A 23,055-nucleotide genomic window follows, 5' to 3' on the forward strand; every position below is an offset into this window, starting at 1 on the left:
AGGGTTGGGCCGAGCCCATGGTCTTCCTCGTCGCGCTGCACTTTCTCGTTGCCGCGACCTCGCCTGTGCTCGTCCGCATGCTGGATAGACGAGCTTTCCTCGTCCTCGCGCTGGTCCCAGCAGCCTCATTCGTCTGGCTTCTCGGTCCCGTCGCGCGGGCCACCGAGGGCGATCCGACCTACGAGCACGTCACCTGGATCCCGCAGATCGGGCTCGACGTCGACTTCGCCGTGAACGCCCTCAGCGGCATCGTCGCGCTGCTCGTCACCGGCGTCGGCGCGCTCGTGCTGATCTACTGCACCTGGTACTTCCGACCCAACGATCCCGAGATCTGGCGCTTCTCCGGCGTCCTGACGGGCTTCGCCGGCGCGATGCTCGGGTTGGTGCTCGCCGACAACGTCTACGTGCTCTACGTCTTCTGGGAGCTGACGACGGTCCTGTCGTTCCTGCTCATCGGCCACAACCCCGAGCGGCGCGCCAACCGGCGCGCGGCCCTCAACGCGCTCATCGTCACGACCTTCGGCGGCCTGGCGATGCTGGTCGGGCTCGTTGGGCTGCACCTGGCCAGCGACACCCCGCGACTGAGCGCGATCCTGGCCGATCCCCCGGCGGCCGGTCCGGCCGTCACCGCCTCGATCGCGCTGGTGCTGGTCGGCGCCCTGTCGAAGTCGGCCCTGCTGCCGTTCCACTTCTGGCTGCCCGGCGCGATGGCGGCGCCGACCCCGGTCAGCGCGTACCTGCACGCCGCGGCGATGGTGAAGGCCGGCGTCTACCTGGTGGCCCTGCTGGCCCCCGTCTTCGCCGACACCCCGGGGTGGCGCCCCGTGCTGGTCGGCCTCGGCATCGCCACGATGATCCTCGGCGGCCTCCGGGCCCTGCGGCAGTACGACGTCAAGCTGCTGCTCGCCTACGGCACGGTCAGCCAGCTGGGCTTCCTCGTCGCGGTCGTCGGCGCCGGCACCCGCTCGGCCGCGTTCGCCGGCCTGGCGCTGCTGTGCGCGCACGGACTGTTCAAGTCCGCCCTCTTCCTCGTCGTCGGCGTGATCGACCGGTCCGTCGGCACGCGCGACCTGCGCGAGCTCTCGGGCCTGCGCGCCGCCCGGCCGGGCCTGTTCGTCACCACCGTCGTGGCCGCCGCGTCGATGGCCGGCCTGCCGGTGCTCTTCGGCTTCACCGCCAAGGAGGCCGCGTTCGCCGCCTTCGTCGACCTGGGCCACGACCTCGGCCACCCCGGATGGGGCCTGGCGGCGCTCGTGGGCACCGTGGTCGGCTCGATCCTCACGGTCGCGTACAGCGCCCGCTTCGTGTGGGGCACGTTCGCCGACAAGAAAGGCGTCGAGCCGTGCACGCCGCGTGACTTCTCGCCCTGGTTCGCCGGCGTCCCCGGGATCCTCGCCGCCTGCAGCCTCGCCGCCGGACTCGCCGGCCCGCTCCTCACGCCGCGCATCGCCACCTACGCCGACCAGTTCCCCGAGGGCTCGCACGAGGCGCTGCTCACCCTGTGGCACGGCTTCACCCCGGCGCTGTGGCTGTCCGTCGTCGCCGTCGTCGCGGGCGTGGCCCTGTACGCCGGACGCCACCCCGTCGCCGCGGCCCAGCACGCCGTCGCCGACCGCCTGCCCCTGCCGGACGCCGAGCGCGCCTACCAGGCCGTCATGCGCGGCGTCGACCGCCTGGCCGTCGAGGTCACCGGTCGCACCCAGCGAGGCTCGCTGCCGGTCTACCTCGGCATCATCCTGGTCACCCTGGTCCTCGTCCCGGGGTCGGCGCTCGTCCGCGCGTGGCAGACGCCCGACGTGCGGATCGCCGACAACCCGTTGCAGGTCGTCACCGGCCTGATCATGATCGCGGCCGCGATCCTGACCGTGCGCTCTCGACGCCGGCTGCGTGCCGTGCTGCTGCTGGGCGTCACCGGCTACGGCACCTCGATCCTGTTCGTGGCCCACGGCGCCCCGGACCTGGCCCTGACCCAGGTGCTCGTCGAGACCTTCCTGCTCGTCACGTTCGTCCTGGTGCTGCGCCGCCTCCCCCCGTTCTTCAGCGACCGCCCCTTCAACATCGCGCGCTGGGTGCGGGTCGGCGTGGGCACGGCCACGGGCCTGGCCGTCGCCGGGTTCGCGTTCGTCGCCACCAACGCCCGCACGGCCACGCCGATCTCGGCCGGCTGGGCGAAGCCCGCCTACGAGTACGGCGGCGGCAAGAACATCGTCAACGTCGCCCTGGTCGACATCCGCGCCTGGGACACGATCGGCGAGCTGAGCGTCCTGGTCGTCGCCGCCACCGGCATCGCCAGCCTGATCTTCCTGCTGACCGATCGCTCGATGCGCCAGGTCCGCGTGCGGCGCGTCGTCAGCGAGGACTCCAACGCCTGGCTCGCGGCCAACCTCCACGACCAGCGGCGCTCGATCGTCTTCGAGATCATCACGCGGCTGATCTTCCACACCGTGGTGGTGTTCTCGATCTTCCTGATGATCTCGGGCCACAACTCCCCCGGCGGCGGGTTCGCCGGCGGTCTCATCGCCGGCCTGGCCCTGATGATCCGGTACCTCGCCGGGGGCCGCGAGGAGCTCGACAACGCCGCGCCGGTCGACGCCGGCGTCGTGCTCGGCCTCGGTCTGGCCGTCGCCGCGCTCTCCGGCCTGCTGCCGACCCTGCTCGGCGGCGGCGTGCTGCAGAGCGCGATCATCGACATCGCGATCCCGGTGCTCGGCGAGCTCCATCTGGTGACCTCGGTCTTCTTCGACATCGGCGTCTACCTGGTCGTCGTCGGCCTCGCGCTCGACGTGCTGCGCAGCCTGGGCAGCGGGATCGACGCCCAGATGGAGGACGAGGACGCTGCCGCCGAGGACCCGAACCGCGAGGTGATGACGTGACCGCGAACCTGATGTTGATCGCCGTCGTCGGCGTGATGGTCGGCGCCGGCGTCACCTTGGTGCTCGAGCGCAGCCTGACCCGCATCCTGGTCGGCTTCGTGCTGATCGGCAACGGGCTCAACGTGCTGTTCCTCGTGGTCTCCGGCCCGGCCGGCGCCGCCCCGATCCTCGGTCTGTCCGGCGACCCGATGGCTGATCCGCTGCCGCAGGCGATGGCGCTGACCGCCATCGTCATCACGCTCGGCACCACCGCGTTCGGCCTGGCCTTGGCCTACCGGGCGTGGCAGCTGACGGGCACCGACGACGTGCAGGACGACCTCGAGGACGACCTGATCCGCCGCCGCGCCGAGCGCGACGAGGTCTCGGCCACGTTCGACGAGGTGGACGACACCGAGCTGCCCGACGAGGGCTACGCCGGCGACGCCACCCTGGCCCCCGAGGACGAGGTGCCCGCATGACGAGCCTGCTGGACCAACTGGTCCTCGCCCCCGTGATCCTGCCGCTGCTCGGCGCCGGCCTGTGCCTGGCCTTCGGCCGGTTCGCCTCCGCCCAGCGCGTCATCAGCATCATCACGCTCGTCGCGGTGGTGGCCTCGGCCAGCGTCCTGCTGGTGCGCGCCGACCGGCACGGGCCGCAGTCGTTCAATGTCGGCGGCTGGCCGGCCGAGATCGGCATCAGCCTCGTGGCCGACCGGCTGAGCTCGCTGCTGCTGCTGATCTCGACGATCGTCACCTTGTGCGTGCTGCTGTACTCGGTGGGCCAGGGCATCGTCGAGTTCGGTCGCGACGCACCACTGTCGGTGTTCTACCCGACGTTCCTGGTGCTGAGCGCCGGCGTCTCCAACGCCTTCCTCTCGGCCGACCTGTTCAACCTGTTCGTCGGGTTCGAGATCCTGCTGGCGTCCTCCTACGTGCTGATCACCCTCGGCGGCACCGAGGCCCGCGTGCGGTCGGGGACGATCTACATCATCGTCAGCCTCGCGTCCTCGGCGCTGTTCCTGATCTCGGTCGCGTGCGTCTACGCCGCCACCGGCACCGTGAATTTCGCCCAGCTCGCGCTGCGCATGCCCGAACTCTCCAGTCCCGTCGCGACCATGCTGCAGTTGATGCTGCTGCTGACCTTCGCGGTCAAGGCCGCGGTGTTCCCGCTGTCGGCGTGGCTGCCCGACTCCTACCCCACCGCGCCCGCGCCGGTCACGGCCGTGTTCGCGGGCCTGCTGACGAAGGTCGGCATCTACGCGATGCTGCGCACGCAGACCCTGCTGTTCCCTACCCACGAGCTGCGGACGCTGCTGCTGTGGGCGTCGATCCTGACGATGGTGGTCGGCATCATGGGCGCCGTCGCGCAGTCAGACATCAAGCGTGTCCTGTCCTTCACGCTGGTCAGCCACATCGGCTTCATGCTGTTCGGCATCGCACTGGCCAGCGACCTGGGCATGACCGGCGCGATCTTCTACATCGTCCACCACATCACCGTCCAGACCACCTTGTTCCTCGTGGCCGGCCTGGTCGAGTACCGCTCCGGCACCACCAATCTCGACCGACTGGGCGGCCTCGCCCGGCACGCCCCCGTGCTCGCGGTGATGTTCTTCGTCCCGGCGATGAACCTCGCCGGCATCCCACCCTTCTCGGGATTCCTGGGCAAGCTCGCGCTGATCGAGGCGGGCGTCGAGGCCGGCGACTGGCTGGCGCTGGTCGGCGTCGGCGCCGCGGTGGCGACGAGCCTGCTGACGCTCTACGCGGTCGTCAAGATCTGGAACCGTGCCTTCTGGCAGCCGATGGCCGACCCCGAGGACGAGACCCCCGTGCCCTTCGACCCGCTGGTCATGGGTGGCTCGCTGCACGGCCGCAGCAGCGTCGGCACGGCCACCCAGCGCGAGACCACGTGGAAAGAGGACACCGAGGGCGAGCGCCTGCCGCTGCGGATGGCGATGCCCACCATCGCCCTGGGCCTGGTCACCGTCGCCCTGACCGTCTTCGGCGCCCCCCTGTTCTCGGTGGCCGACCGTGCCGCCGACGAGCTGCACGAGCGCACCCCGTACATCGAGGCGGTGCTGGGCGATGGCTGATCGCGTCCGCGGCCTGCGGGTGTGGCACCTGCCCGTGATCGCCTGGCTGACCCTCGTGTGGCTGCTGCTCTGGGGCGCGGTCACGCCGATCAACGTCGTCGGCGGCCTTCTGGTCAGCGCCGTGATCGTCATGGTCTTCCCCTTCCCGCGGGTGTCCGTCGAGGGCACGCTCCGGCCCTGGCCCACCGTGGTCCTGCTCAGCCGCTTCCTCGCCGACCTGGCGGTCGCGAGCTTCACCGTGGCCTGGCTCGCGATCCGGCCCGCGGCCCCGCCGCCGAGCGCGGTGCTGCAGATCGACCTGGTCAGCGGCTCCGAGCTGCGCCAGACCCTGACCGGCGAGCTGATCTCGCTGGTGCCCGGATCGTTGCTGATCGAGCTCGACTCCGAGGGCCGGCGGATGTGGCTGCACGTGCTCGACGCGGCGACGCCCGAGAAGGTGGCCGGAGCGCGGCGCAAGGCCCGTCTGCAGGAGCACCGCCTGCTCCGGGCCATCGGCACCGACGCCGAGATCAACGACAGCGAACGCCGCCTCCGGGAGGACGCCTCATGATCGTCGTGGCCATCATCTGCGCCGTGTTCCTCGGCCTGACCGGGCTGCTGTGCCTGGTGCGCATCGTGCGCGGCCCCACGATGCTCGACCGCACCGTGGCGGCCGACGTCTTCGTCGCCGCGTGCGTCGGGGCCATCGGCGTCGAGGCGGCGGTGGGGCGCCACAACACCACGCTGCCGATCCTGGTGGCCCTGGCGCTCGTCGCGTTCCTGGGGTCGGTCAGCATCGCCCGCTACGCCGCGTCGCAGTCCACGGGAGGGTCGCCCTCATGAGCTGGAGCACCATCGCCGACGTCCTGTCCGGGGCGCTGCTCATCCTGGGCGCGGCCTTCGCGTTCGTCGCCGCCGTGGGCGTCGTGCGGTTCCCCGACGTGCTCACCCGCATGCACGCGGCCACGAAGCCGCAGACGTTCGGCCTGCTGCTGATCCTGGCCGGCCTGGCGCTGCGCAGTGACAGCGTCGGCGACCTGACCCTGGTGGCGGTCGTCGCGCTCTTCCAGCTGCTGACGGCGCCCGTCTCGGCCCACATGGTGGCCCGGGCGTCGTTCCGTGCCGGCCAGGTCGACCGCAAGGCGCTCGTCGTCGACGAGGGCGACTGACCGTCCGGCCTCAGTCGGCCAGGTCGACGACCACCGGGGCGTGGTCGCTGGCGCCCTTGCCCTTGCGCTCCTCGCGGTCGATCCACGCGCCCTCGACCCGCTCGGCGAGCGCCGGCGAGCCCAGCACGAAGTCGATGCGCATGCCCTTCTTCTTGGGGAAGCTCAGCTGCGTGTAGTCCCAGTAGGTGTAGACGCCCGGGCCCGGCGTGTGCGGACGGACCACGTCGCTGAACCCGGCGTCGACGATCGCCCGGAAGGCGGCGCGCTCGGGCTCGGAGACGTGCGTGCGCCCCTCGAAGACCGCCATGTCCCACACGTCGTCGTCCTGCGGCGCGATGTTCCAGTCGCCGGTGAGCGCGATCGGCAGGTCGGGGTTCTTCGCGAGCCACTGCTCGCCGGCCGAGCGCAGGCGCGCCAGCCAGTCGAGCTTGTACTGGTAGTGCGCGTGGTCGAGGTCGCGACCGTTGGGCACGTACAGGCTCCACATCCGCACGCCACCGCAGGTCGCGCCGATCGCGCGCGGCTCGAGGACGTCGTCGAACAGGGGCTGGTCGACGCCGAACGAGCGCTCGACGTCCTCGAGGCCGACGCGCGAGAGGATCGCGACGCCGTTCCACTGGTTGATGCCCACGTGCGCGTACTCGTAGCCCAGCGCCGTGAGCTCAAGCGCCGGGAACTGGTCCTCACGGCACTTGGTCTCCTGGATCGCCAGGACGTCGACGTCGTGGCGATCGACCCACGAGGCGACCCGGTCGATGCGGCTGCGGATGGAGTTGACGTTCCACGTCGCGATGCGCATCAGAAGTCGACCCGCAACGGGTAGGAGGACGTGCCGTCGGCGGCGGTGTTGACGCCCAGGACGTGGTGCAACTGGATCTCGTTTCGCTCGAACGCCAGGCGGGACCCGGCCATGTAGATTCCCCACACCTTCGCACGGCCCTCCGACACCTCGTCGAGCGCCTCGTCCCAGTGGTCGACGAGGTTCTGGCACCAGGCCGCGAGGGTGAGGGCGTAGTGCTCACGCAGGTCCTCGGCGTGGCGGATCTCGAAGCCCGCGTCCTGCATGGCGACGGCGATCGTGCCCACTCCGGCCAGCTCGCCGTCGGGGAACACGTAGCGGTCGATGAACTGACCGGCCATCGCCTTGCCCCGGTTGTCACGGCGGGTGATGCAGTGGTTGAGCATCCGTCCGCCGACCTTGACCTTGCTGCGCGCGAAGGCGAAGTAGTCGCCGTAGTTGCGCACCCCGATGTGCTCGGTCATGCCGATCGAGCTGATCGCGTCGAAGTCGGTCTCGGTGACGTCGCGGTAGTCGCTGAAGCGCACCTCGGCCCGGCCGGAGAGCCCCTGTCGCTCGATCTCGGCCTGCGCCCAGCCCGCCTGCGCCCGCGACAGGGTGACCCCCAGCGCGCGGACGCCGTAGTGCTCGGCCGCGTGCCGCACCATGCCGCCCCAGCCGCACCCCATGTCGAGCAGGCGGTCGCCGGACTTCAGGTCGAGCTTGCGGCACACCAGGTCGTACTTCTCGGCCTGCGCCTCCTCGAGGCTGGTGTCGGGCTTGGGGAAGACGGCGCACGTGTAGGTCATGGACGGTCCGAGGACGAGCTCGTAGAAGCGGTTGGAGACGTCGTAGTGGTGCTCGATGACCTCGGCGTCGCGCTCCTTGGTGTGCCGCAGCCCCTCGAGGGCGCGCCGCCACTTGGGCAGGTGCTCCTCCGACGGCGGCGCCGGGGGCTTGAGGTTGCCCAGACCGAGGCTGCGGACGATCTGCACCAGCTCGGGCCCCGAGGGCACGCGGAACCGGAGCCGGCTCATGAGCGCGTGCATCACGTCGTAGGGGTCGCCCGGATGGACGCCGTCGATCTCGAGGTCGCCCGACACGTAGGCCCGCGCGAAGCCGAGGTCGCCGGGCGCCGTGAGGAGGTAGGCCAGTCCGCGTTCGTTGAGCAGGCGCAGCCGGATCCGCGAGTCCTGCGGCCCGAGCGTGCTGCCGTCGAAGGCCTCGAAGGCGATGGGCATGCCGTCGCGCAGGAGCCGCTCGAAGGCCTCCGCGATCGTGAGTCGGGTCTCGGACGTGCTCATGAGTTCCTCACCGCCTTGTCGTGGAGGGTGGTCAGTCGGGACTGCGGGTCGTACTGCTCGCGCACCCGGTCGAGGCCGGCGGTGCCGTAGAGCCGGTCGAAGGTGGCGCGGTCGTAGAACGCCTCGGAGTACAGCGACTTGTGACCGCCGAGCCGGTGCACCTCGGCCTCGATCCGTCGGTTGACGGTTCCGGGCTCGGTGCCCTCGGGGACGACGACCGTGCCCCAGAAGCCGACGTTGACGTAGACCTCGCCGGGCGTCAGCGGATAGGTGGGCCACGCGCGCGTCGTGCGCAGGGGGCACAGCCAGACGGGCCGCATGCCGATCTCGCGATCGAACCAGGCGAGGAAGTCGTCGAGACGCTCGAGCGGCACCTCGATGTCCTGGATCACCCGCTCGCGCCCGGGGACGTGCTTGATCCGGTCGAGCACGCGACTGACGCCGACGACGGAGTCGAGGGAGACGAGCCGGTGGTAGACGTCGCTGCGTCGCCACCGCCGCGGCCAGACCCGGCGGACGACCGGGTGCTGGGCCCCGAACGCGCCGGAGCACCAGAACCAGTCGGTGTCCCAGCGCCAGAGGTAGTCGTGGACGGTCAGGACGTCCTCCTGGCGCGCGCGGATCGAGCGGTAGTAGACGTCCTGCCCGGCGTAGTCGCTCGTGGGCAGAGCGGTGTCGACGAACTGCGCGAGCGTCAGGTACACCTCGTCGGGGCTGAAGGCGGTGCCGTCCACCGCGTCGACGGTGGTGCCGTCCCACCGCCCCGCGTCGGCGATCTCGGCGACGGCCTTGGCGGCGTCGGCGGCCCCGGCGAACCGCACGTGGCGCAGCCGGACCTGCCGCGGCGCCGGCTGCAGCGAGATCCTGAGCCGCACGGCGTACCCGAGGCTGCCGTAGGAGTTGGGGAACGCCGCGAACAGCTCGGCGTGCTCGTTGTCGGGGGTGGCCATGACGAGGTCGCCCGAGCCGGTCAGCACGTCCATCTCGAGGACGGCCTCGTGCGGCAGGCCGAGCCGCAAGGACGTCGACTCGATGCCCAGGCCCGTGACGGCGCCACCGAGGGTGATCGTGCGCAGCTGCGGCACGACCGTCGGCATGAGGCCGTGGGCGAGCGTCTCGTCGACCAGCCGCTCGTAGGTGCACATGCCCTGCACGTCGGCGGTGTGGCCGACGGGATCGATCGCGATGACCCCGTCGAGCCCGGAGACGTCGAGGCCCGCGCCGGCGGCCCGCGCGCGGGGACGGAAGAGGTTGGAGGTGCGCTTGGCGAGCCTCACGGGCTGCCCGGACGGCAGCGCGTCCCACGAGGCGCGGAGGGCAGCCACGGCGCGCGTGTGCTGACCCCACCCCTGCATGTCTCGCAGGCTATCGCTGCGGACCGACGAAGAACCAGACCAAGACCTCGGCGTCCCGCCCCCTGATCCGCAGGTCGGCCGCTCCCGTGATCTGGAGCTCGTCGCCCTCGCCCAGCGACTCGCCGTCGATCGTCACCGGACCGCGGGTGACGTGGACCAGCGCGCCGTACTCCGCGGCGACCGTGAGGACGTCGTCCCCGCGCGGCCGCGCCACGACCAGCCGCGCGTCGGCGTGCACGGGCACCGTGTCGTGGAGACCGGGCCCGTCGGGAACGACGGCCGACGCGTACTCGGGCGCCTCCCCGTTCCGACTGCGGAGCATCATCTGCACGAAGCGCAGCGGCTCGGTGGCGCTCCCGTTGCGCTCGGCGTGGGTGACGCCCGCACCGGCGCTGAGCCGCTGGGCCACGCCCGCGCGGACCTCGCCGCGCTCGCCCGTGGAGTCCTCGTGCGCCAGCACGCCCTCGAGCACCCAGGTGACGATCTCGGCGTCGCTGTGGTGGTGCTCGTCGTACCCCGCCCCGGGCGCGAGCCGCTCCTCGTTGATCGCGACGACCGGACCGAAACCGACGCGCTCGGGGTCGTAGTGCCGCCCGTAGGAGAACGCGTGGAACGTCTCGGTGCCGTCGGCGAGGGTGTGGAACCGGTCGGCGGCGCGGCGGACGACGCGCGGCTCAGGCATAGCCGAGCTCGTGCAGCCGGGCGTCGTCGATGCCGAAGAAGTGCGCGATCTCGTGCACGACGGTGATGCGGACCTCCTCGACCACGTCCTCCTCGGTCTCGCAGATCGCCAGCGTGGGATTGCGGTAGACGAAGATGCGGTCGGGCACGACGCCGGCGTAGGTCGAGTCGCGCTCGGTCAGTGGGATGCCGTCGTAGAGCCCCAGCAGGTGCGGATCGTGCGAGGGTGCGTCGTCCTCGATGAACAGCACCACGTTGTCGAGCCGGTCGGCCAGCTCGCGGGGGACGTCGGCCAGCGCGGCGGTCACCAGTTCCTCGAACCGGTCGGGGTCGACGTCGATCACGAGCCGAGTCTAGGGCGGCGCGCGAAGCGCTGGGCGTGACGTTTCCAGGGTCGACACGCCGGTAGGCACCCCGCGAACGTCACTGCCAGCGCTGCGCTCAGGGACCGGGACGCGGTGCCCTATGCTGGTCTGGTTGTCCGGCCCCCTTCGTCTAGCGGCCTAGGACGCCGCCCTTTCAAGGCGGTAGCGCGGGTTCGAATCCCGTAGGGGGTACCAACGCCGCACCCCGTCCCCGACAGAACCAGATCAGTTCCCCATGCCCCAGAGAAGCCTTCCGCCCACCGCCGCGGTGGACGAGGAGAACCCTCGCCTGCACTGGGCGGCCATGTCGTTCACGATCCTGGTGATGATCGGCGCCGCCGTGGTGGGGCTGACCGCAAGCGACCACTTCACCCGCCTCACGATGGCCGCGAGCGTGATCGCCTGCATCGCACTGTGGCAGACCCTGCGCGATCCGGTGGTCCTGACCGGCCTGACGATCGTGGTCCTGGGTGCCGTCCTGGGCTGGGGACTGAACTTCTACGACCGCATCTGGTGGTACGACGACTTCGCCCACTTCACGTTCTCGCTCGTCAGCACGACGGGCATCGCGCGCCTGGTGCTGCACCGCTACCGCGCCGACACCGCCGCGCTGCTGCTGGTCGCGCTGTGGCTCTCCTGGCTGGGCATCGGCTCGCTGTGGGAGATCGGCGAGTGGGCCTCGGACCAGCTGCAGTCGACGCACCATTCGCGCGGCTACGCCGACACGATGACCGACATGATCCTGAACTCCACCGGCTCCGCGCTCGGCATCTGGATCTACTGGCGCTGGCTGCGCACCCCGGTCGACGCGGCGAGCGTGCTCGCGGCCGACGCCCGCCGCTGACCAGGGCGAGGGTCCGAGGCATCGACCCCGCCCCTCGCGTCGGCTACGTTCGGGGAGACCGACCTGCGAGAGGCACCGATGAGCTTCGACACTCCCCGCGGAACGCGCGGCAGGAAGAGCACGAGCAATCCCCTGCTCCGGCTGGTCAACCGGGTCGTCGTGTGGCGCGCCCGCAAGACCGGGTCGGTGACGATGGGCCCCATGAAGGTCCTGGTCCTGAACACCACGGGCGCGAAGACGGGTGAGAAGCGCGAGACGCCGGTGGGCTGGTTCCCGGGCGAGAACGGGTCGTGGCTCGTCGTCGCCTCGGCCAACGGCGCCGTGCGGAACCCGGCCTGGTTCCACAACCTCGCCGCCCATCCCGACGACGTCACGATCGAGGTCGACGGCCGCTCGGTGCCCGTCATGGCCGAGCAGCTGCACGGCGCCGAGCGCGAGGCCGCCCTGGCGTCGATCATCGCGTCGGCCCCGCAGTTCGCCGGCTACGAGCAGAAGACCGACCGCGCGATCCCCGTGGTGCGGCTGACCGAGAAGTCCGTCCCACGCGCCTGACGGGAGCATGGTCCCGCCCGTCCGGGGTACGCCACCGGCACAGCGATCGGAGGGCGACATGGGGATCAGCCGACTGGAGCACGGGATCGTCCGCATCGAGGACGCCGGCACCAACTGCTACGTGATGGAGCTGGCCGGGGGCCTGGTGTTCGTCGACGCCGGCCTGCCGCGCACGTGGCGGCTCACGCACGAGGCGCTGCAGGCACTGGGACGGCGCTGGGATGAGGTGACCGACGTCGTCGTGACCCACGCCCACTTCGACCACCTCGGCTTCGCCGCCCGGGCCCAGCGCGAGTCCGGCGCCCGCGTGTGGGTGCACCCGGGCGACCACCGCATCGCGGCGCATCCCTACCGCTACCGACCGGGTCGCCCGCGCCTGCTGTACCCGCTGCTGTACCCCGCGTCGTTGCGCGTGCTGGGTCCCATGGTGCTCGCGGGCGCCCTGCGGGTGGAGGGCGTGGAGCTCCTCGAGACGCTGGACATCGGGTCCGCGCCGGCCGGCGTCACCGTCGTGCCGACGCCGGGGCACACCGACGGCCACTGCGTCCTGCACGTCCCCGAGCTCGACACGGTCTTCACCGGGGACGCCCTGGTCACCCTCGACCCGTACACCGGACGACGCGGGCCCCGGATCGTCGCGCAGGCCGGCACCCGGGACGCCCCGTCGGCACGCAGGTCGCTCGACCGGATCGCCGAGACGGGCGCGCGCCTGGTGCTGCCCGGCCACGGCGAGCCGTGGCACGACGGGGCGGTCGCGGCCGTCGAGTCGGCCCGGCACACCGAGATCGCCTGAGCCCGCGACCCGGACACTAGGCTCGACCGCGTGTCTGCCGGTCGCTTCGCCCCGTCGCCCTCGGGCGACCTGCACCTGGGGAACCTGCGCACCGCGATCCTGGCGTGGCTGTTCGCCCGCGCGACCGACCGGAGCTTCCTCGTCCGCGTCGAGGACCTCGACCGGCAACGGTCTCGGCCCGAGTTCGAGCGCACCCAGCTCGAGGACCTCGCCGCCCTCGGCCTGACCTGGGACCCGCCCGTCGTCCGGCAGTCCGAGCGGGACGACCGGTACGCCGCGGCGCTGGACCGGCTCACCGACGCCGGGCTGACCTTCGAGTGCTTCTGCACCCGGCGCGAGGTCGCCGAGGCGGTCCGGGCCCCGCACCACCCGCCCGGCGCGTACCCCGGCACCTGCCGCGACCTCACGGAGGCCGAGCGCGCCGAGCGTCGCGCCGAGCGCGTCCCGGCCATCCGGCTCCGCGCCCAGGCCGACCGCTGGGTGATCCACGACGCGCTGCACGGCGAGGTGGACGGACACGTCGACGACGTGGTGCTGCGTCGCGGCGACGGCGCCCATGCCTACAACCTCGCGGTCGTCGTGGACGACGGCGAGCAGGGAGTCGACCAGGTCGTCCGCGGCGACGACCTGCTGGACGTCGCCCCCGCGCAGGCGCACCTCGCCCACCTGCTCGGCCTGCCCGAGCCGGCGTACGCGCACGTCCCGCTGGCCCTGAACGCCGCAGGCAGGCGGCTGGCCAAGCGCGACGGCGCGGTCACCCTGCGCGACCTCTCGCCCGGGACGGTGTGGGACCTGATCGGGGACTCCCTGGGCGTGAGGGCACGCTCGCCGGAGGCCCTGTTGGCCGAACTGGACCCTGCCGATCTCCCCCGGAAACCGTGGATCCTGACGTCTTGACCACCCCCGTTTTGGTGCCTCCGGAGGGCGTCAGGTAGGCTTGCGGTCGCGGTTCAACCGCACAGCATGAGGCCCCGTGGCGCAGTTGGTTAGCGCGCCGCCCTGTCACGGCGGAGGTCGCGGGTTCGAGTCCCGTCGGGGTCGCCAGTGCTGAAACCCCGCCCCTTTCGGGGGGCGGGGTTTCGTCTTTCACCAGTTGCGCACGAGACCACCGGTGTCGATCCGCCGCCGGTGGTGCGGTAGGGTGAACGTCGCTCGTGAGAGCACGGCCAGGTAGCTCAGTTGGTACGAGCGTCCGCCTGAAAAGCGGAAGGTCGCCGGTTCGACCCCGGCCCTGGCCACCACCTGAGAACCCCGGCTCCGCGCCGGGGTTCTCCTCGTTCAGCCGCCTCCGCTCCGGCAGTGGGACACTGCGGCGTGTGAGTGCCTCCTTGCCGACAGCCAGAGCCATCGAGGACCAGCTCTTCGCCGCCCTCGGCATCGTGCGCGTCGTCCTGCTGCTCAACGCCGTCGGATGGAACATCCACCGACGCGACAACTTCCAGCACCCCGAGGCCGCGGTCGCGTGCGTGGCGGTGATGGTGCTGTGGACCTTCGTGGCGAACGTCTCCTACGGCCGACCGCGCCTGCGCACGGCTCAGCTCGTCGTCGTCGACCTCGCCCTGGCCGTCGTCCTGATGCTCGTCACACCCTGGGTGAAGGGCGAGGGGTACCGCGCCACCGTGCCCGGCTTCTGGGTGGCCGGGGCACTGCTGGCCGCGGCGCTGCGCTTCGGCTGGCGGGGTGGCTTCATGGCCGGCGTGGTGCTCGCCGTCGCCGACATCGTCCCCCGCGAGGAACTGCGTCAGTCCGACGTCGGCAACGCGTTCCTGCTGATCCTGGCCGGAACGATCGTCGGGTACCTGTGTGCCTCCTTGCAGACGATGGCTGCCGAGCGCGAGGCCGCCCAGCGCGAGGCAACGGCAGCGGCTGAGCGCGCGCGTCTGGCACGCGCCGTCCACGACGGAGTCCTGCAGGTGCTCGCCCTGGTCCAGCGGCGTGGTCGCGAGCTCGGCGGCGACCTGGGTGAACTCGGCGCCCTCGCGGGGGAGCAGGAGGATCGGCTCCGACGCCTGATCCGTGCGCAGGACTCCCTGTCGGTCGACGCCGACACCTTCGACCTCGCGACCGCGCTCACCGGACTGGAGGAGCTTCCCGGCGTGACCGTGTCCACGCCCGGCCACCCCGTGGAGATGGGGGCAGCGACGGCCCTCGAGGTGGTCGCCGCCGTCCGGGCCTGCCTCGACAACGTCCGGTTGCACGTGGGCGAGGACGCACCGGCCTGGGTGCTGCTGCAGGACCGGCAGGACCGGGTCGAGGTGTCGGTGCGCGACGACGGGCCCGGCATCGCGCCCGGCCGGCTCGAGATCGCCGCCGCCGAGGGCAGGCTCGGCGTCTCGGGATCGATCCGTGGTCGGATCCGCGACCTGGGCGGCACCGCCGAGGTGGCGACCGGGACCTTCGGCACCGAGTGGAGGTTCGCGGTCCCACGAGAACGACCCGACACGGCCTACGGTCGTCGTCATGAGTGAGATCGAGGATCCCCGTGCCATCCGGGTGATGGTGGTGGACGACCACCCGATGTGGCGCAACGCCGTCGAGCGCGACCTCAGGCAGGCGGGGCTCACCGTCGTGGGGGTCGCCAGCACCGGCCGGGAGGCACTGGCCCGGTTCCCCGCGGCACGCCCGGACGTCCTGCTGCTCGACCTGCAGATCCCCTCCCCGGACGGCATCGAGGTCACGGCCGAGGTCGTGCGCCAGGACCCGTCGATCCGGATCCTGGTGCTGTCCGCCTCCGGCGAGTCGGCCGACGTGCTGGCCGCCGTCAAGGCCGGTGCGACGGGGTACCTGGTGAAGTCCGCGTCGCGCGAGGACCTGCTCGAGGCCGTGCGCCGTGTGGCCGACGGCATCCCGGTGTTCACCCCGGGCTTGGCCGGACTGGTGCTGGGCGAGTTCGAGGGCCCCTCGCACGGCGGCGCGAGCGCACCCCCGGAGGCGCGACTCACCGCTCGCGAGACCGAGATCCTGAGGATGGTCGCCACCGGCATGGCCTACCGTCAGATCGCCGAGCGCCTGGTGCTGTCGCACCGCACGGTGCAGAACCACGTCCAGAGCATCCTGGGCAAGCTCCGGATGCACAACCGGGTGGAGCTGACCCGCTACGCGATCGAACGCGGCATCGGCGACGCCTGAGCGCTCCACACCTTCTTCACTCCTCGGTCGCGACGGAGACCTTCGTGCAGTCGGCGCCGAAGTCCTGCTTGAGCCTGCCGCCGGTCTCGTCCGCCGAGAAGAGGCAGTCGCCGCCACTGATCATCGCGTAGAAACTCTCGCCGGACGTGAGCGTGTAGAACGCCTGTTTCACCCCACCCAGCTGCTCGAGGTGCCGCCCGGCCATCGCCGAGACCTCCGCCGGCGTCGCCGAGGCCGGCACCTGTGCCGTGGCGTAGTCGTCGGTCAGCATGATCGTCGCGCCCGTCGGCAGGTCGGTGCGGAGACGGTCGTAGAAGGCACGTTGCTGCGAGCTGGGGAACCCCGAGCTCGACCCGAGCTCCCACCCGGTCTCGTCGTCGCGGGTCTGGACGTCCCACCCGGCGTTCGCGATGTCGCCGTGCCTGCGCTCGAGCCTCGCCAGCATCCGCAGCACACTGTCACCGTCCTGTTCGCCGATGGTGACGGTGAACCTCGTGAAGACGTGGGGCGACGTCGCGACGTCCTGGGTGTTGATGTCCGCGTTGACCGAGGCCGTGGGGAACACCGTGACCGCGTCCTCCGCAGCCTGTTCCACGGCCTCCACCTCGGCGTCGGGATCGAAGCTGCGCACATGGACCGTGTCGTCACCGAGGGTGACGAAGAGGTCGCCCTCCTCACCGTGGTGGGTGCCCGCGAAGCTCTCGTACGTTCGCGCCACCACCGCGACGACGTCGTCGGCCTCGGCGTCCTGCGCCATGGCGACCCGGAACTCCAGCTTTCCCGAGTCCAGCACCACCGGCTCCGTGTACCGAAGGTCGACGTCCGTCACGCCGGGCAGCTCGGCGAGGGCTCCGCGCAGGTCCTCGGCGGCACCGGCACGACTGATGCCCGCACAGGCGGCCAGGAGGGGCAGGGCGAGCGCGGCGGCGGCGGCCGCGAGGAGTCGGTGGTTCATGCCTCTCAGCCTGTCGGGACGATGCTCCCGACGTCATGAGTGCGAGTACTCATCTTGACGCTGGACAGGCGACGATCCGTGTTCCGTCGCCTACGCTGACCAGATGCGCCGGCTCGGAATCGTCCTGACCTCATTGTTCGTCGCCCTGGCGGTCGCCGCCCCGGCCCACGCTGCGAAGCCCAGCTCGCCGAAGCGCTTCACCGGGTACGCCTTCGACACCTGCGTGTCGCCGTCCGACCGGACGATGGACGCCTGGAACGTCGCCTCGCCCTACGCGGTCGTCGGCATCTACACCTCGGGCAACTCCCGGTACTGCGACGACGCGAAGCAGCCGTACCTCAGCCCTGCGTGGGTCAAGCGTCAGGCGAACCGGGGCTGGCTGTTCATGCCGATCCACGTCGGCTACCAGGCGCCGTGCTTCGATTCGAAGTCGAAGAAGCTCCGGATGTCGTCCGTGGGCACCACCGCGCGCCGGCAGGCCCGAGCGGACGCCGACGAGGCCGTGCGGCGCGCCGCGTACTTCGGCTTCGCGAAGGGGAACGCCGTCTACCTCGACATCGAGTGGTACGACCGGACCAACCGCCGGTGCGACGCCGTGGTGCTGACGTTCATCGACGCGTTCGTCCAGCGGGTCCACCAGCGCAAGTACAAGGTCGGCCTGTACTCCAGCGGCTCTGCCGCCATCCAGTCCGTCAACGCCGCCCGGCTGGCGCAGCGCAAGGGCTTCGACTTCCCCGACCAGATGTGGTTCGCCTGGACCAACCGACGCGCCAACACCGACGGCGGCCCGTACCTGTCGAGCTCGCTGTGGACGCGCAACCGGGTGCACCAGTACCACAACAACGTGGCCCTCACGTACGGCGGAGAGAAGGTCACGATCGACAAGAACGTCCTCACCGTCGGTGGCGGCTCCCGCGCCAAGAAGGAGCGCAAGGTCTGCAAGATGTCGCCGACCCTGTCCCGGTACCGCTCCGTGAAGGCCGGCTCGCGCGGCAAGGACGTCAAGCTCCTGCAGTGCCTGCTGCGCCGCAGCGGCTACAAGACCACGGTGACGGGCCGTTGGAACGCGCGCACGACGAAGGCGGTCAAGGCCTACCGCCGCGAGCTGGGATGGAAGCAGACCGGTTCGACGTCCCGCGCGCTGTGGACGGCGCTGCTGTCCCGCGGCTCGACGCCGATCGCCCTGAAGCGCGGCGAGGTGGGTGAGCCCGTCCACCGGCTCCAGCGCTCCCTGCGCGCCTCGGGCCAGAAGGTCAAGGTCACCGGCATCTACGACGCCCGCACCACGAGCGCGGTCCGCGCCTACCGCAAGCGGATGGGGCTGCCCGCCTACCAGACCGCGGACGTCCGGGTCTGGGCCGCGCTGCAGGCCGGTCGCCGCTGAGTCGCCTCAGCGCCGGTGCCCGGCGACCAGCAGGACGCCGGCCAGCCCGACCAGCATCGCGCCGCCCGCACGGCGGACCGCGGCGAGCCGCGCCGGCGAGCTGACGAACCAGTCGCGCGCGGCGCCGGCCGCCAGCGCCCACCCCGAGTCGGACACCACGGCGATCGCCAGGAAGACCACGCCCAGGACCAGCATCTGCGACGCCACTGCACCGGCCTCGAGGTCGACGAACTGCGGCAGCACGGCGACGAAGAAGACGATCGTCTTGGGGTTGGTCACCCCGACCGCGAAGCCCTCCGCCAGAGCGCGCCACGGCGAGGCGGGTGCCGCCGCCGCACCGTCGGTGAGCGCTCCCTCGTCGCGTCCACCGCGCCAAGCCTTCACACCGAGGTACGCCAGGTACGCGGCTCCGACGACCTTGACGGCCGTGAACACGGCGGCGGACTCGGCCACGACGGCCCCGATCCCCAGCGCGACCGCCGCGACGAGCGGGACGCCGCCGAGCCCGTTGCCGAGCACGCTGAGGATCCCCGTGCGCCGCCCGTGGGCCAGCGACCGTCCGACGACGAACAGCACGCTGGGGCCCGGGACGACGATCAGGACCAGCGAGGCCAGCGCGAACGCCAGCAGGGACTCGACGGGAGGCACGCCAGCACCGTAGTCCAGCGGCACCGCCGGAACGAGGAACGGCCCACCCGGCCGGAACCGGGTGGGCCGTTCGTTCGTCCAGCGTCAGTGCATGACGACCGGGGGCTTGCCCTCGTCGTCGAGCAGGTGCGCCGGCTCGCTCTTGCGGGGCAGGAACGCCACCGGGATCAACGTGGCGAGCAGCACCGCGAAGGCCACCCAGTACGACTGCGAGAACGCGTCGGCCAGGTCGCTGAACCCGGCCTGCAGCTGGTCGGGCGTCACGCCGAGCATCTCGACGAGTCCACCACCGTTGTCGGTGTAGGACTGCGCGGCCAGCTGGGCGCCGGTCAGGCCGTCCTCGACCCCGGGGATCTTGTCGGAGCCCGGGATGACCGAGCCGCGCTGCATGCCGTTGGTCAGGACCACCGAGATGACCGCGATGCCGGAGGCACTGGCGACCTGCTGCACGACGTTGAGCAGCGTCGAGCCGCGGGCCACCTCCTGGTTGGTCAAGGTCTTCAGCGCCGAGGTGAAGATCGGCATCATCGTGCCGCCCATGCCCAGGCCCATGACGAACAGCCAGCCGATGATGTGCCAGTACGGCGTGCCGGGATCGGTGCTGGTGGCCAGACCGAACATGCCGACCAGGATGCCGATGAAGCCGAACGGGACGATCCGGCCGACCGGGATCCGGTCGACGAGCGCGCCGGCGATCGGCATCGTCAGCATCGCGCCGATGCCCTGCGGGGCCACCAGGAGTCCGGCCATCAGGACCGACTCGCCGTGGACCTGCTGGAAGTACGTCGGCACCAGCAGCAGCGCGCCGAAGAACGCGCTGGCGAACAGGAACATGACGATGAGCGAGACGCGCAGGTTGCGGTTGCCCAGCAGACGCAAGTCGAGCAGCGGGTGCTGCGGCTTGAACGAGTACACGACGAACGCGCCGATCAGCAGGACGCCGATGACGGCCGGGACGATGACCTTGGCGGCCATCGCGGTGCCCTCGCCCGGGATGGAGGAGATGCCGTAGAGCAGCAGCGCCAGACCGGGCGACATCAGCAGCATGCCGACGACGTCGAGCCGCTCACTGGGCTCCGGGGAGTCCTTGGGCAGCACGCGGCTGGCGTAGACCAGGCCGACGATGCCGATCGGCAGGTTGATCAGGAAGACCCAGTGCCACGACGCCTGGTCGATCAGGATGCCGCCGAGGATCGGGCCCATGATCGGGCCGAGCAGCATCGGGATGCCCAGGATCGCCATGAGGCGGCCCATCCGGTGCGGACCCGCGGCGCGGGTCATGATCGTCATGCCCAGCGGCATCAGCATGCCGCCGCCGAGTCCCTGCAGGACGCGGAAGGCGATGAGCGACTCGATGTTCCACGCGGTGGCGCACAGCAGCGAGCCGAGCGTGAACAGGGCGATCGCGGTCATGTAGAGCCGCTTGGTGCCGAACCGGTCGGCGGCCCAGCCGGTGAGCGGGATGACGGCCGCCAGCGCGAGCATGTAGGCGGTGGCCGTCCAGGCGACGGTCGCGTACTTCAGCGGCTCGTCGGTGCTGGAGAGCTCGGTCTGGAACGTCGGCAGGGCGACGTTGACGACCGTGACGTCCAGGATGGACATGATGGCGCCGAGGACGACCACGCCGGCGATCTTGAGGATCTCCGGAGTGATCTTGTCGTCGTCGACGCTGACTCCTTCAGGAGGACTGGCTGACATCGGGAACTTCCTTCACGAGTGGCTGGAGGGCCTCGGTGAGCGCGAGGCATTGTGCGGGGTCGAGGTCGTCGAGCAGTCGGCGCACGGCGTCCTCCTTTGACTTGAGGTGACTCCCGGCCAGCTCGCGACCTCGGTCGGAGACGGCGACGAACTTCACCCGTCGGTCCTGCGGATTCTCGGTGCGCACGATGAGCTTCTTGCGCACCAGTTGTTCGATGTTGCGTCCGGCGGCGGCGGCGGACAGACCCACCGAGTCGGCCAGGTCCCCGATGGGGACCGGATCGTCGTGATGGGCCAGGGCGAACACCAGTCTGGCCTGCGTGAACGACAGTTTCAGACCGGCGACGGCCTCCAGCGACTCGCCCTCGGCGGTCGTGAAGACCCGTCCCAGGAAATCGCGGACGGCATCGAAGGCGCAGGCATGGGCAGGGTCGGTCATGACCGGGAAACACTAACGCACCTGCAACTATTGCGGGTACGTGACCTTCGTTACGGGCTGCGCGGACAAGGGAGTTGCGAACCTGCCGTAGAATCGTGCGAGTGCCTACACGCTCTGATCTGCGCAATGTCGCCATCGTCGCCCACGTCGACCACGGCAAGACCACCCTCGTCGACGCGATGCTCCAACAGCAGGGCGCGTACTCCGACCACCAGGAAGTGACCGATCGGGTCATGGACTCCGGTGATCTCGAGCGCGAGAAGGGCATCACCATCCTCGCGAAGAACACCGCGGTCAAGTACTACGGACCCGGCACCGAGGACATCCCCGGCAACGCCGTCACGATCAACATCATCGACACCCCCGGCCACGCCGACTTCGGTGGCGAGGTCGAGCGCGGCCTGTCGATGGTCGACGCCGTCGTGCTCCTGGTCGACGCCTCCGAGGGCCCGCTCCCCCAGACCCGCTTCGTCCTGCGCAAGGCCCTGCTGGCCAAGATGCCCGTCATCCTGGTCGTCAACAAGGTCGACCGTCCCGACGCCCGCATCGCCGAGGTCGTCGACGAGACCTACGACCTGTTCATGGACCTGCTGCCCGAGGACGCCGCCGACGACGCGCTCGACTTCCCCGTCGTCTACGCCTCCGGCAAGGCCGGCATCGCCTCGCTCGAGCGTCCCGCGGACGGCACCCTGCCCGAGGGCGAGAACCTCATCCCGCTCTTCCAGACGATCATGGAGTCCGTCCCGGCCCCCGAGTACACCGAGGGCGCGCCGCTGCAGGCCCACGTCACCAACCTCGACTCCTCCCCCTTCCTGGGCCGCCTGGCGCTCGTGCGCGTCGAGGAGGGCGAGCTCAAGAAGGGCCAGCAGGTCGCGTGGATGAAGCGCGACGGCTCGGTCGAGCGCGTCAAGATCACCGAGCTGCTGATCACCGAGGCCCTCGACCGCAAGCCCGGCGAGCTGGCCCGCCCCGGCGACATCGTCGCCATCGCCGGCATCAGCGACATCAACATCGGCGAGACCCTGGCCGACCCCGAGAACCCCATCGCGCTGCCCCTCATCCACGTCGACGAGCCGGCCATCTCGATGACCATCGGCACGAACACGTCGCCGCTGGCCGGTCGCGAGAAGGGCACCAAGGTCACCGCCCGCCTGGTCAAGGACCGCCTCGAGTCCGAGCTCATCGGCAACGTCTCGATCCGCGTGCTGCCCACCGAGCGCCCGGACGCGTGGGAGGTCCAGGGCCGTGGTGAGCTGGCGCTGGCCATCCTCGTCGAGCAGATGCGCCGCGAGGGCTACGAGCTCACCGTCGGCAAGCCGCAGGTCGTCACGCGCGAGATCAACGGCAAGCTGCACGAGCCCGTCGAGCGCCTGACGATCGACGCCCCCGAGGAGTACCTCGGCGGCATCACGCAGCTGCTGGCCGTCCGCAAGGGCCGCATGGAGCAGATGGTCAACCACGGCACCGGCTGGGTCCGCATGGAGTTCCTGGTCCCGGCCCGCGGCCTGATCGGCTTCCGCACCGAGTTCCTCACCGACACCCGCGGCACGGGCATCGCGCACCACATCTCCGAGGGCTACGAGCCCTGGTTCGGCGAGATCTCGACGCGCCCCTCGGGCTCGCTCGTCGCCGACCGTTCCGGCGCCGTCACCTCCTTCGCGATGACCAACCTGCAGGAGCGCGGCACGCTGTTCGTCGAGCCGGGCACCGAGGTCTATGAGGGCATGATCGTCGGCGAGAACTCCCGTGATGACGACATGGACGTCAACATCACCAAGGAGAAGAAGCAGTCGAACGTGCGCTCCTCGACCGCTGACAACTTCGAGAAGGTCATCCCGCCGAAGAAGCTGTCGCTCGAGCAGTGCCTGGAGTTCTGCCGCGAGGACGAGTGCGTCGAGGTCACCCCGACCAACGTGCGCATCCGCAAGGTGGTGCTGGACGCCGGCGAGCGCAACCGCACCGCGCGCAAGCGCAAGTGACCTGATCCGCGCCTCGAACGCCCACCGCCTCCCGGCGGTGGGCGTTCGTCGTTTCCAGAAGT

General features: G+C 70.9%; 23 protein-coding genes and 3 tRNA genes. 17 read left to right on the top strand and 9 right to left on the bottom strand.

Going from position 1 to position 23,055, the window contains the following annotated elements; all coding sequences use genetic code 11:
• Positions 1–17: 17 nt before the first annotated feature.
• From AFL01nite_RS04145 to mnhG, 6 genes are read left to right on the top strand one after another with little or no spacing between them, the layout of a single operon-like run.
• Entirely contained in the window at positions 18–2,873 is a 2,856-nt protein-coding gene (locus tag AFL01nite_RS04145) for a Na+/H+ antiporter subunit A (RefSeq protein ID WP_146825899.1), read from the top strand.
• Positions 2,870–3,331, top strand: a complete 462-nt coding sequence (locus AFL01nite_RS04150) for a Na(+)/H(+) antiporter subunit C (RefSeq protein WP_146825900.1) — start codon at positions 2,870–2,872, stop codon at positions 3,329–3,331. The genes AFL01nite_RS04145 and AFL01nite_RS04150 overlap by 4 nt, the downstream gene beginning before the upstream one ends.
• Positions 3,328–4,941, top strand: a complete 1,614-nt coding sequence (locus AFL01nite_RS04155; protein ID WP_186813805.1) for a Na+/H+ antiporter subunit D — start codon at positions 3,328–3,330, stop codon at positions 4,939–4,941. Before AFL01nite_RS04150 ends, AFL01nite_RS04155 begins: the two co-directional genes overlap by 4 nt.
• The gene (locus AFL01nite_RS04160; protein WP_146825901.1) at positions 4,934–5,491 is read left to right on the top strand and encodes a Na+/H+ antiporter subunit E; all 558 of its coding nucleotides are present in this window, start codon (positions 4,934–4,936) and stop codon (positions 5,489–5,491) included. Before AFL01nite_RS04155 ends, AFL01nite_RS04160 begins: the two co-directional genes overlap by 8 nt.
• On the top strand, positions 5,488–5,763 hold the full coding sequence (locus AFL01nite_RS04165) for an MrpF/PhaF family protein (protein WP_146825902.1): 276 nt from the start codon (positions 5,488–5,490) through the stop codon (positions 5,761–5,763). Before AFL01nite_RS04160 ends, AFL01nite_RS04165 begins: the two co-directional genes overlap by 4 nt.
• Entirely contained in the window at positions 5,760–6,089 is a 330-nt protein-coding gene (gene mnhG / locus AFL01nite_RS04170) for a monovalent cation/H(+) antiporter subunit G (RefSeq protein ID WP_146825903.1), read from the top strand. Before AFL01nite_RS04165 ends, mnhG begins: the two co-directional genes overlap by 4 nt.
• A 10-nt stretch (positions 6,090–6,099) precedes the next feature.
• On the opposite strand, the gene AFL01nite_RS04175 is transcribed toward mnhG, so the two are convergent.
• The 5 genes from AFL01nite_RS04175 to AFL01nite_RS04195 are packed head-to-tail and all read right to left on the bottom strand — an operon-like array spanning position 6,100 to position 10,551.
• Positions 6,100–6,888: an exodeoxyribonuclease III gene (locus tag AFL01nite_RS04175; RefSeq protein WP_146825904.1), complete on the bottom strand. Its 789-nt coding sequence runs from the start codon at positions 6,886–6,888 to the stop codon at positions 6,100–6,102.
• The gene (locus AFL01nite_RS04180; protein WP_146825905.1) at positions 6,888–8,171 is read right to left on the bottom strand and encodes a class I SAM-dependent methyltransferase; all 1,284 of its coding nucleotides are present in this window, start codon (positions 8,169–8,171) and stop codon (positions 6,888–6,890) included. The genes AFL01nite_RS04175 and AFL01nite_RS04180 overlap by 1 nt, the downstream gene beginning before the upstream one ends.
• Positions 8,168–9,526 (bottom strand): FAD-binding oxidoreductase, encoded by a 1,359-nt coding sequence (locus AFL01nite_RS04185; RefSeq protein WP_146825906.1) that lies wholly within the window; start codon positions 9,524–9,526, stop codon positions 8,168–8,170. Before AFL01nite_RS04185 ends, AFL01nite_RS04180 begins: the two co-directional genes overlap by 4 nt.
• Positions 9,527–9,536: 10 nt before the next feature.
• Positions 9,537–10,208: a pirin family protein gene (locus AFL01nite_RS04190; RefSeq protein ID WP_146825907.1), complete on the bottom strand. Its 672-nt coding sequence runs from the start codon at positions 10,206–10,208 to the stop codon at positions 9,537–9,539.
• On the bottom strand, positions 10,201–10,551 hold the full coding sequence (locus AFL01nite_RS04195) for a metallopeptidase family protein (protein ID WP_146825908.1): 351 nt from the start codon (positions 10,549–10,551) through the stop codon (positions 10,201–10,203). The genes AFL01nite_RS04190 and AFL01nite_RS04195 overlap by 8 nt, the downstream gene beginning before the upstream one ends.
• Positions 10,552–10,691: 140 nt before the next feature.
• Between AFL01nite_RS04195 and AFL01nite_RS04200 the strand changes: the two genes are divergently transcribed.
• The 9 genes from AFL01nite_RS04200 (at position 10,692) to AFL01nite_RS04240 (ending at position 15,890) form a co-directional block, all read left to right on the top strand.
• A tRNA-Glu gene (locus AFL01nite_RS04200) sits at positions 10,692–10,767 on the top strand.
• Positions 10,768–10,807: 40 nt separating this feature from the next.
• The gene (locus AFL01nite_RS04205) at positions 10,808–11,416 is read left to right on the top strand and encodes a DUF2238 domain-containing protein (protein WP_146825909.1); all 609 of its coding nucleotides are present in this window, start codon (positions 10,808–10,810) and stop codon (positions 11,414–11,416) included.
• Positions 11,417–11,494: 78 nt separating this feature from the next.
• On the top strand, positions 11,495–11,968 hold the full coding sequence (locus tag AFL01nite_RS04210) for a nitroreductase/quinone reductase family protein (protein WP_146825910.1): 474 nt from the start codon (positions 11,495–11,497) through the stop codon (positions 11,966–11,968).
• Positions 11,969–12,026: 58 nt separating this feature from the next.
• The gene (locus AFL01nite_RS04215) at positions 12,027–12,761 is read left to right on the top strand and encodes an MBL fold metallo-hydrolase (RefSeq protein WP_146825911.1); all 735 of its coding nucleotides are present in this window, start codon (positions 12,027–12,029) and stop codon (positions 12,759–12,761) included.
• Between the two features lie 30 nt (positions 12,762–12,791).
• Complete coding sequence (gene gluQRS, locus AFL01nite_RS04220) at positions 12,792–13,658, top strand: tRNA glutamyl-Q(34) synthetase GluQRS (RefSeq protein WP_146825912.1); 867 nt, start codon at positions 12,792–12,794, stop codon at positions 13,656–13,658.
• A gap of 70 nt (positions 13,659–13,728) precedes the next feature.
• Positions 13,729–13,805: transfer RNA gene (locus AFL01nite_RS04225), tRNA-Asp, on the top strand.
• 120 nt (positions 13,806–13,925) lie between these two features.
• Positions 13,926–14,002: transfer RNA gene (locus tag AFL01nite_RS04230), tRNA-Phe, on the top strand.
• A 75-nt stretch (positions 14,003–14,077) separates the two neighbouring features.
• Positions 14,078–15,229 carry a MacS family sensor histidine kinase gene (gene macS / locus AFL01nite_RS04235; protein ID WP_146825913.1) on the top strand — a complete coding sequence of 384 codons (1,152 nt, stop codon included), beginning with the start codon at positions 14,078–14,080 and terminating at the stop codon, positions 15,227–15,229.
• Complete coding sequence (locus AFL01nite_RS04240) at positions 15,222–15,890, top strand: response regulator (protein ID WP_146825914.1); 669 nt, start codon at positions 15,222–15,224, stop codon at positions 15,888–15,890. Before macS ends, AFL01nite_RS04240 begins: the two co-directional genes overlap by 8 nt.
• Positions 15,891–15,906: 16 nt before the next feature.
• Here the strand turns inward: AFL01nite_RS04240 and AFL01nite_RS04245 are convergent, their stop codons facing one another.
• Complete coding sequence (locus AFL01nite_RS04245; protein ID WP_146825915.1) at positions 15,907–16,845, bottom strand: hypothetical protein; 939 nt, start codon at positions 16,843–16,845, stop codon at positions 15,907–15,909.
• Positions 16,846–16,948: 103 nt separating this feature from the next.
• Here AFL01nite_RS04245 and AFL01nite_RS04250 point away from each other — a divergent pair, with 103 nt between their 5' ends.
• Positions 16,949–18,229, top strand: coding sequence for a glycoside hydrolase domain-containing protein (locus tag AFL01nite_RS04250; RefSeq protein ID WP_146825916.1), 1,281 nt, complete (start codon positions 16,949–16,951; stop codon positions 18,227–18,229).
• Between the two features lie 6 nt (positions 18,230–18,235).
• Here AFL01nite_RS04250 and AFL01nite_RS04255 read toward each other — a convergent pair whose 3' ends face one another.
• The 3 genes from AFL01nite_RS04255 to AFL01nite_RS04265 all read right to left on the bottom strand — a co-directional run bounded on the left by AFL01nite_RS04255 (position 18,236) and on the right by AFL01nite_RS04265 (position 21,014).
• A complete protein-coding gene (locus AFL01nite_RS04255; protein WP_146825917.1) occupies positions 18,236–18,877 on the bottom strand; it encodes a LysE family translocator in 642 nt (213 codons plus the stop codon).
• 84 nt (positions 18,878–18,961) lie between these two features.
• Positions 18,962–20,575, bottom strand: coding sequence for a DHA2 family efflux MFS transporter permease subunit (locus AFL01nite_RS04260; RefSeq protein ID WP_146825918.1), 1,614 nt, complete (start codon positions 20,573–20,575; stop codon positions 18,962–18,964).
• Entirely contained in the window at positions 20,556–21,014 is a 459-nt protein-coding gene (locus tag AFL01nite_RS04265; RefSeq protein ID WP_146825919.1) for a MarR family winged helix-turn-helix transcriptional regulator, read from the bottom strand. The genes AFL01nite_RS04260 and AFL01nite_RS04265 overlap by 20 nt, the downstream gene beginning before the upstream one ends.
• A 101-nt stretch (positions 21,015–21,115) precedes the next feature.
• Between AFL01nite_RS04265 and typA the strand changes: the two genes are divergently transcribed.
• The gene (typA, locus tag AFL01nite_RS04270; RefSeq protein WP_146825920.1) at positions 21,116–22,993 is read left to right on the top strand and encodes a translational GTPase TypA; all 1,878 of its coding nucleotides are present in this window, start codon (positions 21,116–21,118) and stop codon (positions 22,991–22,993) included.
• The last annotated feature ends 62 nt before the right edge of the window (positions 22,994–23,055 follow it).

Origin of the sequence: Aeromicrobium flavum (assembly GCF_007992115.1) — a bacterium.
Lineage (GTDB): Bacteria > Actinomycetota > Actinomycetes > Propionibacteriales > Nocardioidaceae > Aeromicrobium > Aeromicrobium flavum.

Excerpts from the sequence above, each read along its gene's own strand:
- AFL01nite_RS04145 (WP_146825899.1), top strand. The coding sequence starts at position 18 with ATGGTCTTCCTCGTCGCGCTGCACTTTCTCGTTGCCGCGACCTCGCCT.
- AFL01nite_RS04155 (WP_186813805.1), top strand. The coding sequence starts at position 3,328 with ATGACGAGCCTGCTGGACCAACTGGTCCTCGCCCCCGTGATCCTGCCG.
- AFL01nite_RS04160 (WP_146825901.1), top strand. The coding sequence starts at position 4,934 with ATGGCTGATCGCGTCCGCGGCCTGCGGGTGTGGCACCTGCCCGTGATC.
- AFL01nite_RS04165 (WP_146825902.1), top strand. The coding sequence starts at position 5,488 with ATGATCGTCGTGGCCATCATCTGCGCCGTGTTCCTCGGCCTGACCGGG.
- mnhG (WP_146825903.1), top strand. The coding sequence starts at position 5,760 with ATGAGCTGGAGCACCATCGCCGACGTCCTGTCCGGGGCGCTGCTCATC.
- AFL01nite_RS04175 (WP_146825904.1), bottom strand. The coding sequence starts at position 6,888 with ATGCGCATCGCGACGTGGAACGTCAACTCCATCCGCAGCCGCATCGAC.
- AFL01nite_RS04180 (WP_146825905.1), bottom strand. The coding sequence starts at position 8,171 with ATGAGCACGTCCGAGACCCGACTCACGATCGCGGAGGCCTTCGAGCGG.
- AFL01nite_RS04185 (WP_146825906.1), bottom strand. The coding sequence starts at position 9,526 with ATGCAGGGGTGGGGTCAGCACACGCGCGCCGTGGCTGCCCTCCGCGCC.
- AFL01nite_RS04190 (WP_146825907.1), bottom strand. The coding sequence starts at position 10,208 with ATGCCTGAGCCGCGCGTCGTCCGCCGCGCCGCCGACCGGTTCCACACC.
- AFL01nite_RS04205 (WP_146825909.1), top strand. The coding sequence starts at position 10,808 with ATGCCCCAGAGAAGCCTTCCGCCCACCGCCGCGGTGGACGAGGAGAAC.
- AFL01nite_RS04210 (WP_146825910.1), top strand. The coding sequence starts at position 11,495 with ATGAGCTTCGACACTCCCCGCGGAACGCGCGGCAGGAAGAGCACGAGC.
- AFL01nite_RS04215 (WP_146825911.1), top strand. The coding sequence starts at position 12,027 with ATGGGGATCAGCCGACTGGAGCACGGGATCGTCCGCATCGAGGACGCC.
- AFL01nite_RS04240 (WP_146825914.1), top strand. The coding sequence starts at position 15,222 with ATGAGTGAGATCGAGGATCCCCGTGCCATCCGGGTGATGGTGGTGGAC.
- AFL01nite_RS04245 (WP_146825915.1), bottom strand. The coding sequence starts at position 16,845 with ATGAACCACCGACTCCTCGCGGCCGCCGCCGCCGCGCTCGCCCTGCCC.
- AFL01nite_RS04250 (WP_146825916.1), top strand. The coding sequence starts at position 16,949 with ATGCGCCGGCTCGGAATCGTCCTGACCTCATTGTTCGTCGCCCTGGCG.
- AFL01nite_RS04260 (WP_146825918.1), bottom strand. The coding sequence starts at position 20,575 with ATGTCAGCCAGTCCTCCTGAAGGAGTCAGCGTCGACGACGACAAGATC.
- AFL01nite_RS04265 (WP_146825919.1), bottom strand. The coding sequence starts at position 21,014 with ATGACCGACCCTGCCCATGCCTGCGCCTTCGATGCCGTCCGCGATTTC.